This window comes from Nocardia sp. NBC_00508 (genome assembly GCF_036346875.1).
Taxonomy (GTDB): domain Bacteria; phylum Actinomycetota; class Actinomycetes; order Mycobacteriales; family Mycobacteriaceae; genus Nocardia.
Map to the genome: position 1 here is coordinate 39985 of NZ_CP107852.1, position 13246 is coordinate 53230.

The 13246-nt window shown below is 66.9% G+C and carries 12 protein-coding genes; 8 read left to right on the plus strand and 4 right to left on the minus strand.

Features of this window, described 5'->3' with window-relative positions:
• The first annotated feature begins 153 nt into the window (after positions 1-153).
• From OHA40_RS00110 to OHA40_RS00125, 4 genes are all read left to right on the plus strand, one after another.
• Positions 154-1491: a cytochrome P450 gene (locus OHA40_RS00110; RefSeq protein ID WP_330231019.1), complete on the plus strand. Its 1338-nt coding sequence runs from the start codon at positions 154-156 to the stop codon at positions 1489-1491.
• Between the two features lie 57 nt (positions 1492-1548).
• Positions 1549-1992, plus strand: a complete 444-nt coding sequence (locus OHA40_RS00115; RefSeq protein ID WP_330231020.1) for a Fur family transcriptional regulator — start codon at positions 1549-1551, stop codon at positions 1990-1992.
• Positions 1993-2025: 33 nt separating this feature from the next.
• The gene (gene katG, locus OHA40_RS00120) at positions 2026-4257 is read left to right on the plus strand and encodes a catalase/peroxidase HPI (RefSeq protein ID WP_330231021.1); all 2232 of its coding nucleotides are present in this window, start codon (positions 2026-2028) and stop codon (positions 4255-4257) included.
• Between the two features lie 327 nt (positions 4258-4584).
• Positions 4585-5406 (plus strand): endonuclease/exonuclease/phosphatase family protein, encoded by an 822-nt coding sequence (locus tag OHA40_RS00125; RefSeq protein ID WP_330231022.1) that lies wholly within the window; start codon positions 4585-4587, stop codon positions 5404-5406.
• Between the two features lie 86 nt (positions 5407-5492).
• On the opposite strand, the gene OHA40_RS00130 is transcribed toward OHA40_RS00125, so the two are convergent.
• The 3 genes from OHA40_RS00130 to OHA40_RS00140 all read right to left on the minus strand — a co-directional run bounded on the left by OHA40_RS00130 (position 5493) and on the right by OHA40_RS00140 (position 7074).
• Positions 5493-5693 carry a hypothetical protein gene (locus OHA40_RS00130; protein ID WP_330231023.1) on the minus strand — a complete coding sequence of 67 codons (201 nt, stop codon included), beginning with the start codon at positions 5691-5693 and terminating at the stop codon, positions 5493-5495.
• A gap of 194 nt (positions 5694-5887) precedes the next feature.
• Positions 5888-6577, minus strand: a complete 690-nt coding sequence (locus OHA40_RS00135) for a MerR family transcriptional regulator (protein ID WP_330231024.1) — start codon at positions 6575-6577, stop codon at positions 5888-5890.
• On the minus strand, positions 6574-7074 hold the full coding sequence (locus OHA40_RS00140) for a DUF6463 family protein (RefSeq protein WP_330231025.1): 501 nt from the start codon (positions 7072-7074) through the stop codon (positions 6574-6576). The genes OHA40_RS00135 and OHA40_RS00140 overlap by 4 nt, the downstream gene beginning before the upstream one ends.
• A 91-nt stretch (positions 7075-7165) precedes the next feature.
• On the opposite strand from OHA40_RS00140, the gene OHA40_RS00145 reads away from it, so the two are divergent.
• The 3 genes from OHA40_RS00145 to OHA40_RS00155 all read left to right on the plus strand — a co-directional run bounded on the left by OHA40_RS00145 (position 7166) and on the right by OHA40_RS00155 (position 10075).
• A complete protein-coding gene (locus OHA40_RS00145; protein WP_442943878.1) occupies positions 7166-7714 on the plus strand; it encodes a TetR/AcrR family transcriptional regulator in 549 nt (182 codons plus the stop codon).
• Positions 7715-8268: 554 nt separating this feature from the next.
• Positions 8269-9030 carry a bestrophin-like domain gene (locus OHA40_RS00150; RefSeq protein WP_330231026.1) on the plus strand — a complete coding sequence of 254 codons (762 nt, stop codon included), beginning with the start codon at positions 8269-8271 and terminating at the stop codon, positions 9028-9030.
• A 343-nt stretch (positions 9031-9373) separates the two neighbouring features.
• On the plus strand, positions 9374-10075 hold the full coding sequence (locus OHA40_RS00155) for a hypothetical protein (RefSeq protein ID WP_330231027.1): 702 nt from the start codon (positions 9374-9376) through the stop codon (positions 10073-10075).
• A 150-nt stretch (positions 10076-10225) separates the two neighbouring features.
• Here the strand turns inward: OHA40_RS00155 and OHA40_RS00160 are convergent, their stop codons facing one another.
• Entirely contained in the window at positions 10226-12445 is a 2220-nt protein-coding gene (locus OHA40_RS00160) for an MMPL family transporter (protein ID WP_330231028.1), read from the minus strand.
• A gap of 399 nt (positions 12446-12844) precedes the next feature.
• On the opposite strand from OHA40_RS00160, the gene OHA40_RS00165 reads away from it, so the two are divergent.
• Entirely contained in the window at positions 12845-13240 is a 396-nt protein-coding gene (locus OHA40_RS00165) for a hypothetical protein (RefSeq protein ID WP_330231029.1), read from the plus strand.
• Positions 13241-13246 lie beyond the last annotated feature (6 nt).

Consider the following 13246-nt stretch of genomic DNA (forward strand, 5'->3'; position numbering starts at 1 on the left):
CGCCCACAATATATCCGTCGGCTACACCCCTGGCCGGGTCTGGTGAGTCGGCGCCCGTCGCCGTGTGCCCCGAATTATGGGGGCAGCCGCCTCTCGACACCTATTGCCACTGTGGGGATTTCACGTTTGCGACTCGTAGAGCAAGCGGTGAAGATGGCTGCCGTGTCACAGACCCCGGTATCGCTGCGCGAACTCCCCCGACTACGCACCCGCCACATCGGGCAGATCGGTGGACTGATGCGCCCCGGCACCCACCGTTCCCCTCTGCTGGAATTCGGGGAACGGTTCGTGGTCTCGCCGCCGGGATTTCCGACCATGCTGGTCACCCACGACATGGACGATGTGCGGGAACTGTTCGCCAACCACGACGACTTCTCGATCGGGCAGGTGCTGAGCCGATTCAGCAGCCACGACGTGATGTTCGGCAAGCAGACGTTGATCTTCCTCGACGGTGACGAGCACCGCCGCGAGCGCAGGCTGTTCGCTCCGCCGTTCCAGAACAAGGCGCTCCGGTCCTACGAAGATCTGATGGTCGAGGTGGTCCAGCGCGAACTTCCCAGCTGGCCCGTCGGTGAGCCGTTCGAGTTCCTGAAGGCCGGCTACGACCTGGCCATCGGCGTGCTGCTCGGCGTCGTCTTCGGTGACGTGGCTCCGGCCCGCAGGGACCGGCTGAAGCAGGCGGTGAGCCGGTGGTTCGGGGAGATCGAGAGTCGCGGTTTTCTCGCCGTGACCTTGCTCACCCCGCTGGTCGGCGGCCTCACGCTGCCCTACCCGCCGCTCAGTCGCCGCCAGTCCGAGGTCGACGCCATCATCATCGAGGAGATCGCCGCACGCCGGGCCACGCCCGGGGACGGGGACGACCGGAAAGATGTGCTGTCCCGGTATGTCGGCACGGAACTGGATCAGCACGACGACGTCGCACTGGCCCGCAACATGCGCGGCATCCTGCTGGGCGCCTACGAGACCACCGCGATCACGCTCGGCTGGATCGCCGCCATGCTGGCCGGCCACCCGCACGCCATGGCCGAACTGGACACGGCGGCCGACGCGGGCGACCACGCCCGGCTCGACGCATATCTCGACGCCGCGGTCGCCGAAACGATGCGGCTGCGCCCGGTGTCCCCGTTCACGGGGCGGCGAGCACTGCGTGACACCGTGGTCAACGGCATCCACATCCCCAAGGGCGCCATCGTCATAGTCCCGATCCTGCTCATTCACGAATCACCGAGGCATTACTCGGACCCGATGGACTTCCGGCCCGAACGCTTTCTCGACGATCGACCGAACGGCCACACCTGGCTGACCTTCGGCGCAGGCCCGCATCGCTGTCTCGGCGCGCAGTTCGCGCTCGCGGAAGCCCGCATCCTCTTCCGCACCGTCCTGCAACACCGCCGCATCGACTGCGCTCCCGGGTCCGTCGAACCACCGCGGCGGTACCACACCGGCCTCAGCCCCGCTCACAACGCCCGGATCACACTCCGTCCGCGCTGAGGAATACTTAGAAACAGACTCTTGACTCGTTCCAGAAAGCGGACGAGACTTCCTTGCGTGCCGACAATCTCGGAGTGCCAGCAGCTGCTGCGTGGAGCTTCGCTGCGAGTGACCCGTCCCCGGGTCGCGGTGCTGAGCGCGGTGCACGACCACCCGCACGCCGACACGGATTCGATCATCCGCGCCGTGCGATCCGATCTGCCCGAGGTGTCCCACCAGACGGTGTACGACTCCTTGAACGCGCTCACCGCCGTCGGCCTGGTCCGGCGTATTCAACCGTCCGGCTCCGTAGCACGTTACGAGTCGCGGGTCGGCGACAATCACCACCACGTCGTGTGCCGCGCGTGCGGGGTGATCGCCGATGTCGATTGCGCCATCGGCGAGGCTCCGTGCCTGACCGCGTCCGATGGCCGCGGGTTCTCGATCGACGAGGCCGAGGTCATCTACTGGGGCCTGTGTCCCGACTGTGTGCGATCACAGACTGCCCGATCACATCCCTGACCCAGCCCCATCACTCATTCAGGAAGGAATGCCGTGTCATCCGATAGCCGCCCGCCCAATCCTGACACCAGAACTCAGAGTGCAAGCGAGAGCGAGAACCCGGCGATCCCGGCCCCGACTCAGAAGACGGAGCATCGCCCCCGCAGCAACAAGGACTGGTGGCCCGAGCAGATCGATGTCTCGGTGCTGCACGCCCACTCGTCCAAGGCCAACCCGCTGGGTGAGGACTTCGACTACGCCACAGAGTTCGCGAAACTCGACGTCGATGCCCTCGAAGCCGACGTCACGGCAGTCCTGACCAATTCGCAGGACTGGTGGCCTGCCGACTACGGCCACTACGGCGGCCTGTTCATCCGGCTGAGCTGGCACGCGGCGGGGACCTACCGCATTGCCGACGGCCGCGGCGGCGGCGGTCAGGGCGCCCAGCGCTTCGCGCCGCTCAACAGCTGGCCGGACAACGCCAACCTGGACAAGGCCCGCCGGCTGCTGTGGCCGGTCAAGCAGAAGTACGGCAACAAGATCTCCTGGGCCGACCTGCTGGTGTTCGCCGGCAACGTGGCCCTGGAGTCGATGGGGTTCAAGACCTTCGGCTTCGGCTTCGGCCGCCCGGACATCTGGGAGCCGGAAGAGGTCTTCTGGGGCCCGGAGGACATCTGGCTCGGCGACGAGCGCTACAGCGGTGACCGTGAACTCTCGAGTCCGCTCGGCGCCGTCCAGATGGGCCTGATCTACGTGAACCCGGAAGGGCCCAACGGTCAGCCGGATCCGGTGGCCGCGGCGCGGGATATCCGCGAGACGTTCGGCCGCATGGCGATGAACGACGAGGAGACCGCCGCATTGATCGTCGGCGGCCACAGCTTCGGCAAGACCCACGGCGCCGGCGACGCCGGGCTGGTCGGCGCCGAACCGGAAGGCGCCCCGATCGAGCAGCAGGGCCTGGGCTGGAAGAGCGCCTACGGCACGGGCAAGGGCAAGGACGCCATCACCAGCGGCTTGGAGGTCGTCTGGACTCCCACCCCGACCAAGTGGGGGAACGGCTTCCTGCAGAACCTGTACGGCTACGAGTGGGAGCTGACCAAGAGCCCCGCCGGGGCATGGCAGTGGAAGCCGCAGGACGGCGCAGGCGCGGGCGCCATCCCGGATCCGTACGGTGGGCCCGCGCGTACCCCGACCATGCTGACCACGGACCTGGCGCTGCGGGAAGACCCGATCTACCGGGAGATCACGCGTCGCTGGTTGGATCACCCGGAGGAGTTGTCCGAGGCGTTCGCCAAGGCGTGGTACAAGCTGCTGCACCGCGACATGGGACCGGTCAGCCGCTACCTCGGGCCGTGGGTTCCCGAGCCGCAGCTGTGGCAGGATCCGGTTCCCGACGTCGACCACGCACTGATCGACGAGCAGGACGTCGCGGCACTGAAGACCAAGGTCCTCGAATCCGGCCTGTCCGTCGCGCAACTGGTCAAGACCGCCTGGGCGTCGGCGGCCAGTTTCCGCAGCACCGACAAGCGCGGCGGCGCCAACGGCGCTCGGATTCGGCTGGAGCCGCAGAAGAACTGGGAGGTCAACGAGCCGGCCGAGCTGGCGAAGGTTCTGCCGGTGCTCGAGCAGATCCAGCAGGACTTCAACAGCTCGGCCTCCGGCGGCAAGAAGGTCTCGCTCGCCGACCTGGTCATCCTGGCCGGGGCCGCGGCGATCGAGAAGGCGGCCGGGGATGCGGGACACGACCTCACGGTGCCGTTCGCGCCGGGGCGGACGGACGCAACGCAGGAGAACACCGATGTGGAGTCGTTCGCGGTGCTCGAACCGCGGGCCGACGGGTTCCGTAACTATGTGCGGACCGGCGAGAAGGCTCCGCTGGAGCGCCTGCTGCTGGACCGGGCGTACATGCTGGACCTGACCGCTCCGGAGCTGACGGTGCTCATCGGCGGCCTACGTGCCTTGGGCGCCAACTACGGCGGCACCGAGCATGGCGTGTTCACCGGCCGGGCGGGTGTGTTGACGAACGACTTCTTCGTCAACCTCCTCGACCAGAACACGGAGTGGAAGGCGTCCGAGTCAGCGGAGAACGTCTACGAAGGTGTCGACCGGTCCTCCGGCGAGACCAAGTGGACGGCCACTGCCAACGACCTCATCTTCGGGTCACACTCGGTGCTGCGTGCGGTGGCCGAGGTGTATGCGCAGCACGACGCCACGGCGAGGTTCGTGAACGACTTCGTCGCCGCGTGGGTCAAGGTGGTCGACAACGACCGGTTCGACCTCGCCTGATCCGTATCGACCGGTTCCAGGCCGGCCCTCCGGGGCCGGCCTGGATTCGTAGTCGCCGGTAGGTTGCCGGGCCACACCATGTCGCCGAGATTCCGCTCAGGTGCTGTCTGTTGCCGCAGGATGTTTCGGCGAGGCGGGCGGGCCCGGATGATGTGTTCGCCCCGGTTGCGTGTTTGTCTGTCGGGTGTGATGACGAAGATGGTTCGGGTCGGTGTCAACCTGCTCGCATGGAGCGCAACACTGGCGGGAGCCGCTGGAGTCGCGTTGTACTTCAGTCGGTCATGGTCTCGAATGCTGGTCTTGGCGGCTTCGGGAGCGCCGTACCTGATGAGTTCCGCGCTCGTTGGGGCAGTGGTTTTCGTAGCCATGCGGCACTGGAGCGGTGCGGCGGTGGCGATCATTGTTGTCGCCACCGCTGTATGGACCCAAGCTCCGCTGTACATTGGCCGCTCAGGCGACGACGACGGACATCCAGTGCTGGCGATGCAGGCCAATCTGTTGTTCGACGGAGCTGATCCCCGGGCGCTGGTCGACCAGGTGCGCGCGCGGAACATTGCTTTGCTCACCGTCAATGAACTCACGCCGGCGGCGGTCGAGGATCTCGGGCGAGCGGGGCTCGACCAGTTGTTGCCGCACCGGTATCTCTCCCCCGGAAGGACCGCGGCCGGGACGGGGATCTGGAGCAGCTACTCGCTGTCGGAAACCGTTGAGTACGACGGGTTCGTGCTGAATCAGCTCTCGGCGACGGCAAGCATCCCGGGCGCCGGACCCGTCGCGGTGTACGCCTTCCATCCGGTGCCACCGGTGTTCGGCACGCAGGTCTGGGCAGACGAGTTGTCCCGTCTGCGCGAAATTCTCGAGCGGTCGCCATCGAGTCGACCGGCGATCGTCGGTGGTGACTTCAACGCGACCTACGATCATTCGCAGTTCCGCACGCTGTTGTCCGGGCGCTTCGACGACGCTGCCGAACAGGCAGGTGCCGGACACCTCGTCACCTACCCGACCGACAAGCGGTGGCCACCCCTGGTCGGCATCGACCATATCCTCGTCGCCGGGGGCCGCGCGGTCGCGGTGGAGACGGTGGGCCTACCGGGAGCAGATCACCGCGCCCTGGTGGCGCAGGTACACCTGGACCGCGAGCGGCGGTAACGACACAGGCGAGTACTGCGACGTCGAGCGGGCATCGGCCTGGTCGTCATCGCCGGCGCGAGTGCGGCGCGCACGTCTGCCGTCGGCTACGGACTGGGCTGGGGCACATTGCAATCCGTGATCTTCGGATTGAGGCCCAGGTAATTCAGTGGACCGGCGACTATCGTCAGAGCGACCGTCCCGAAGCCTGCGCAGTTGATCGGGCCACTATCGAAATAATCGCGCTGGCCCGCCGCGATCACGCCGATGATCAACCAGGCCGCGACCAGCAGGCTCCCGAGGCTCATGTTCTTCACGTGCATCGTTCCGGCCCTTCTCGCATAGATGAGCCGATTATCCGTCCCGGCGGGAGACGCGCCCGCACCTTCGACACCGATTGCGTGCCGCGCCTTTCAGCCGTGTCGTCGCCCACCGCGGAGGCATAGTCGCGCGTCAGCTTCCCGACGTGGTTCGCCGGCCGTTTCGACCGATGATGTCCATGTCATCCACGTCGTTCGCCGAGCTGGGCGAGGCGGTCCCACGCCGGGGAGGAGGCTCCGGGCTGGGACTGCGCGGCCAACCGGGCGATCGTCGGGTTTGCGACAGGGCGGGTCTCGGATCGGCTGTGGTGGTTGGCGAACCAGTTCCGGATACGGTCGGCGAGGGCGGGCAGGCGGGAATCGTTCGGCGACCAGTGGTAGGCGGCGTCGAGTTCCAGGTAGAGGGCGCGGAACTCGGGATCGGTGATGAGCTCGCGCTTTTCGGCGATCCACACGGCGGCGTCCTCGGGTGAGGCTGTTTGCATGAGGATCCAGCCGTCGCGTTCCAGGCGCATCTGGCGCTCGCTGACGCCGAGTTCGCGCAATTCCTCGAGATAGTCGGCGACTTCCGGGGAGACGAAAAGCCGCTCGCCGCCGCACAGCTGGGCGAGTTGATCGCGGGTTCGCCGCAGCTGCGCGATGCGGGCTCGGAGGTCGTGGTCGATGTCGGCGATGGCTGCCGTGAGCGCGTCCGGGTCGGCGTCCAGGAGGCCCTTGATGCGGGCCAGTGGCACGCCCGCATGGGCAAGGGTCCTGATCTTGACGAGGTCGATGGCGTCCTGGGCGGTGTAGCGCCGGTAGCCGGAGGAGTCGCGGTCGGGCTCGGCGAGCAGACCGCGCTGGTGGTAGTGGCGGACGGCTTTGATGGTCACTCCGGCGTAGTCCGCGAAGAATCCAGATCCGGAACGTGCCCTTCTGCCGACGATGGGGCTGCTCCCGACCGATCTTCTTTCCGCGCTGCGATGATGATCAGTGCGCCGGCGAGGATTCCGGCGAAGAACGGGGATGGCACAAGAAGGACGCCACCCAGCACACACCAGACGACGATGCCCCAGCCGAACCCGGCGGGCACCGCCACCCCGCGTCCAGCGAGGTGCCAGGTCAGGCAACCCAACAGGAGCAAGGGCACCGCGAAGCTTCCCGGACCGGCCCAGAAGGTGAGCGCATTCTGCTGGGATTCCACCGTCGCGGCGGCACCTCCGTCCGTGAGATCGAGCGGGACGGCCGCCCACATCCCCTCCTCCACCCAGCCGGTGATGTCCTCCCAGGAGGCCAGCGCCAGCAAGAACAGGTGCCCGATGCCGAGCACGAGCATGATCCCGCTCGCCCCTCGGAGCAACCGCTTTCTGGAGTTCGCAAGTCGTGGCACGGTTCGCCTCCATTTATACATCACCGTATAGTTCATGTGTACGGTACTGTATAAATGATCGGCGATCAATGGAGGTAGCCAGATTCCCGCCGTGCCCCGTACAACACGAGCCCGCTGGATAGCGGCGGGCCTCGAAGCCCTCGCCCGGGGTGGGCCCGACGCAGTCCGCATCGAGTCACTCGCCACCGAACTCGGCGTGACGAGAGGCGGGTTCTACGGGCACTTCGATGGCCGTCCCGCGTTGCTCACGCAGATGCTCGACGAGTGGGAACACCGCTGCACGAGAGAGGTCATCGCCCAGGCCGAGGCCGAAGGCGGCGACGCCGCCGAGCGGATCCGGCGGGTGGGTCGACTGACCTTCTCGGAGGACCTGCACCGGATTGATCTCGCGGTCCGGGCTTGGGCCCGCCACGACGAGTCCGTCGCTACGCGCCTGCGACGTATCGACAACGAGCGGATGCAGTTCCTGCGGAAGATGTTCGGCAGCTTCATCGCCGACCCCGACGAGGTCGAGGCACGCAGTACCTTGACCTTCGCGCTCGCGATCGGCCGCCACTTCATCGTCGCCGACCACCCCGGGTACACCAAACGCGAAGCCGTCGAGCTTGCCGGAGAACACCTTTTGCGCCCACAACGGTGAACTCCCGATTCGCCCCCCTGGCCAGCCCAACCTGTTCGGTCCATCTCCGCGCCCCGTTCAAGATCACATCAACGTGGCTCGGCCGCTGCTGGGCCAGGCGGTCAACAGCGCCTCACCTACTGGCGCGAGCCTGACCATGGCAGCTACGAGGCCTCCATAGGGCACGCGACTGTGGATGACCGGCGGTCGCCCGCCAGCCCTGTCCGAGATGTGAGCATCCGCGGGTGATTACGCCGCACGATTCGTCCCAGGACGATATGCGGCACGGTCCCGATCGTGCGCGTGTCGTTACCATCCGGATTTCGTGCGACCGATCTCCGAAATTCCACCATGCGCATGCGGATTCGCCGTCTACTATCGATCCAGTCTTAAACACGCTGCCGTATAAGACAATTCACTCCACGCTTGGTTCGTCCAGGCTGATGTCGCGTACCGATTTGCTGTGCACCACCCATCAGATCCGTCCACACGCAGACTCTCGACAGCACCATCATCGATCGTCTCGGTCGCCGACGCCGCGGTCGCGAGATCCAGCTAGAGAACGGAGTCGCCGCATGGTCTTCGAATTTCTCGTGCCTGCTCTGACCGCGCTGGTCGCGGTATCCGTACTCGTGGCCGGAGATCGCCTACATCCGAAGACGTGGCGGCACACCGACGACGACACCGTCGGCGCATTGGTGCTCAACTTGATCAACACGATCTTCATGGCAGTGATTGCGTTCATCGTGGTGATCGCCTGGCAGCAGTACGACAACGCACGCAATCACACCATCGCCGAAGCAAAGGCACTCATCGATACATATTGGGCGGCGCACGGCATGCCCGAACCCGATCACACGCGAATCCAAAGCCTGGTACGCGATTACACCGTACAGGTCCTCACCGAGGAATGGCCCGTCATGGCCGACCAGGGCCGGCTCAGTCAATCCACCCAGGACACCCTCGACACCCTGCGCGATTCCGTGGCGTCGGTGAACGCGGCGGAGCCCGAGATCGACACTCTTCGCACAAGTGCTCTGTCCAGTTCGGAGGCGGTGGCCCAGGCTCGCGCCGACCGTGCGCTGGACGCCGGTTACCGAGTGCCCGGATTCCTCTACCTCGCTATGTGGGTCAGCACGGTCCTGCTGCTGCTCAGCGTGGTCCTTTCCGGCGTGCAGGTCACCAAGCGCAGTGTCGTGACGACCGCGCTGCTCGGCGCCATCGTCGGTGCCGTGATCCGAGCGATCTACAACCTCGACGAGCCGTTCTCCGGCGGGAACCTGGTCCCGAGAGACGCCTTCGAACTCGCTTTGTCCCGCTACCAGCACACGACTTGATCCTTCCGGCGACGTTTCGACAGTGACAAGGCGACTGCACATGCGAAGCAATCGACGCGCAACTCGAACACGAAGACTCGCAAAGGGATTCGCCGCGGCGATGCTCCCACTGACCATTGCCGCACTCGCGGCTCCTCCGATCGAGGCATCCGCCGAGGCGCCACCGTGGCTACCCGTCGGCGACCTCGCGACCGGAAGTTCGGGCCCGGGGAGCGGCGCCAACCCAGCGGGCCCGTCCGAAGACAGTGCGCCGAGCCTCGGTCCTGCCGGCTTGCCATCCGGCAGCGCCTTCGGTCCCGGTGCCGAGGGTGCGTCTTCCGGTGGGCCTTTGGATCTCGGCCCAGTGCGTACGCCTTCCGGAAGTGCCGGCTCCGGGAGCGCGCGCCCCGGCTATCTCGCCACCGGCAGTGCCGCTCCCGGCAGCGCAGGCCCTGCCCTTCTCGGCACCGGCGATGTGGGCCTCGGCGGTAGCACACACGTCACAGCGGATGCGGCACCTCATCCGAACGTCGTGCCGGGTAGCCCAGCCGAGGCACTGCGCCTCGATACGGGCAGCGTCCAGATGGCGTGTTCCGGTAGCGCCATGGCGGGCAGCGCATTGCTCCTGCTCGGACTGGTGACCGGTAGCGGCTTCGGCTCCTCCGGGTCGAGCCTCGTCGGCCCCGGGTCGAACGGATCGGGGCTCGGCAGCGCCGCCCTCGGTAGTGCCGCCACCGGCAGCGCGTTGCTCACCTGCCTACTCCTGCTTCCCGCCGCCCCGCCGCCGGTACCCATGAGCCCCCTCCAACTCGGCCCGCCCGCGCGCGAATTCGTTCCGTTCCCAGCCGACGTCATCACGCAGACACCCCCGCTCCACGCAGAGCGCCCCCTCGCCGAGCTGCCCTCGTCCCCGCACAACCGCCAACGGGCAAGGGACCTACAAGCCGCCGAACCGACCCCAGACCCTATCGCCTGGAATCTCGCAGAGCTGATGACGATACTGGTGGTCAGCGTCCTCACCATCGCCCGCGTCCGGCTGTCCCCCAGCCCCAGGCAAGCCCGCTGACCGAGCTGGACCCGGGGGTGGCGGCGCACTGCAGCCGCAGCGCCATTGGAGGAGGCTCACACGGTCGCGGCGGGGAAGACCGACGAAGACACAGCGGCCGAGGAAGGGCGGTCGCGGTGAGATCGCCGTATCGTCGAGCGCGACCGGACGTTATGAAGCGCCCGTAACATGTTGTGGCACTTTTGCTTCGGACTCGCGGGCGAATCGGTATTCGAGTTCGGCGCCTTCGATGTCGAGGTCGGGGATGTAGCGGGCGAACCAGCGTGGGTGGTACCACATACGGTTTCCGACCAGGGCCATCACGGCAGGTATCAGGGTCAGCCGGACGATGAACGCGTCGAGGAGCACGCCTACGGCGAGGGTGAACGCCAGGGGTTTGACGATCGGGTTGTCGACGGTGGTGAAGGCGACGAAGACCGCGAACATGATCAGCGCGGCCGCGGTCACCACACGCGCGGAGTGCGCGACGCCGTTCTGCACCGAGGCGATCGCGTCGGCGCCGCGGGTGTGCTCCTCCTTGATCCGGGAGACGACGAAGATCTGGTAGTCGCTGGACAGACCGAAGATGATGGCGAGCGTGATGATCGGCAGGAAGCTCAGCGTCTGCGCCTTTGTCACATCGAAAAGACTTGCTCCCCAACCCCATTGGAAGACCGCGACTTGAGCGCCGAGGGCGGCGAAGACCGACAGGATGAAGCCGACGATCGATGACAGCGGAACCAGCACGGTGCGGAACGCGATCGTCAACAACAGCAGCGCCAAGCCGACGACGACCGCGAGGAAGATCGGCAGCGCCTCGGCCAGCTTCTTCGAGGTGTCGATATTCGCGGCCGTCGTCCCGCCGACCAAATACGTTGCTCCGGTGCCGCTTTCGATATCGGCCCGGTCATTACGCAGCCGGGTCACCAGATCGGCGGTCGCGGTGTCGTCGGGACCGGTCGTGGGAACGACCTGTACCAGCAGCAGCCCGTCCCCGGCGCCGGCCGGCTGCACCGCGGCGACACCGGGTTGCTGCCGCAGCCGGCTCATCAGCGTTTGCGCCGCGTCCGGGCTGGTGGCCTGCGACAGGTCGGTGACCACCAAAAGTGGTCCGTTGAATCCTGGCCCGAAAGACCGGCTGACCAGGTCGTAGGCCTTGTGTGCGGTGTTCGACTCCGGTTGCGTGGCACCACTGGGCAGGCCGAGCTCCATGCGCGTGGCCGGAATCGCCAGCGCGGCCAGCACCGCGATACCGACAACCAGTAACGGGATCCGGAATCTGGTGACGAACCGACCCCATGCGTGCCCCGCGGTGCGCTCCGGCTCGTAGGCGGCGATGCGCGCCACCTCCTCCGGCCGTCCCGGGTGCAGCGGCGGCGAGATGAACCGGGCGACCGTGTCACCGGCGAAGCCGAGCAGCGCCGGCAGCAGGGTCAGCGCGACCAGCATCGCCACCAGCACCGCGCCCGCGGCCGTCAAACCCATCACGGTCAGAAATGGGATGCCCGCGACCGCCAGCCCGCACAGCGCGATGATCACCGTCACCGCCGCGAACACCACCGAACTGCCCGCGGTGCCGACCGCCAGCGGAATCGACTCCGCGGCCGCCATGCCCAGCACGATGTTGTGCCGGTGCCGCGACAGGATGAACAACGCGTAGTCGATCCCACAGGACAGGCCAAGCATCAATGCCAGGGATGTCGCCGCCGACGGCACGTCGACGAAGGCGGCCACACCCATGATCCCGGTGAGCCCGACGCCCACACCGACCAACGCGGTGACGATGGGCTGGCCCGCGGCGACCACGGCGCCGAAGGTGATCAGCAAGATGATGAACGCCGCGACGATGCCGATGACCTCCGGGGTATGCGGCACCTCGGCCGTGAAGCCCGGGTAGACCGCACCCGCGAATTCCACCTCGAGGCCCGCTTCGCGCGCCGGATCCGCGATCCGATCCACGTCGTCCAGCGTGCCCTCGCCGACCTCCCCCGCCGAGACCGAGAACTGCACGCTCCCCAGCGCGACACGCTGATCCGGTGACACCGCTTGGGCTCGGAACGGGTCGACCACGGCCGCGACCTGCGGCAGCCCCTGCAACCCGGCCATCACCTGTTGGATCTGCCCGCTCACCCGCTGATCGGTGACCTTGGCCAGACCGGGCGTGGCGAACACGACCTGCATCTGCGCGCCACTGAATGCCGGCATCCGCTGCTGCAGCAACGACACGGCATCCTGCGACTCGGTACCGGGAACGGTGAAGTTGTCGGTCGTCTTGCCACCCGTCCCGGTAGCGAAACCTATTGCGGCGGCGAGCAACACTACCCACACCGTCAACACCCACCAGCGCCGACGCGCCACCGACCGACCTAGCGCGAACAGATACCGAGACATGCGGGGTCCTCTCGCCGAGCCGTCAACCGATATCACCGAAGGGATTGCAAGCAACGCCGGTACGATAGCACGATAGATGACGATTTCCTCATAAACGCAGAAATGGTCAGCAAATGACTGCGCGTCGACCGGATACCCAGCCGGGCGCCCGCCGCGCAGTTCGCCTGACGCCAGGTCAGCCGCTGCTCGCCCGACAGCATCCGGCAGCAACGGGACCTCCGCTGAGCCGAGTGAGATCCGCGCGCGAGCCACGGTGCGTGAGCGGCTCGCTGTGGGCCATCGGCGGCGTCGGTGACCAAAGTCCATACACCGCACCGCCAAGGGACATAGCGGCTAGGAGCGAAACCGGCTTGGCTTGACCACATACTCAGCGGCGTGGTCCAGCAGGAAGGAACGGTCATGTCCGGAAAGACAGCGACAAGACAGGTCCGCGGATCCGATCCGGAGCCGTCCGAGACGGCACCTGCGGTGCCCGAATCCGAGACCGAGCCGTCGACGACCGGATCGGAAACGGCGACCACCGAGCGCGATGGACTGCGAGTCCCTATCCCGACGCTCGGAGTGCGGATGACCCGAGTCCCGCTCCCACCCGGACCGCGCACGGTAGCCGCCGGTGCTTCGTCGGCGACGGCGGCAGTGCGCCGGCGAGTGCCGGATGGGCAGTCACTGCTGTACTACGGCGGGCTCGGCGTGGCGGCCGCGGCCGGGCTGGTGTCCTGGCCGGTCGCGGCGGCGATCGGCGCCGGCGTCTGGGTGGCGGAGCGAACACGCCAGGATTCATCCGCCGACCGATAGCGCGGA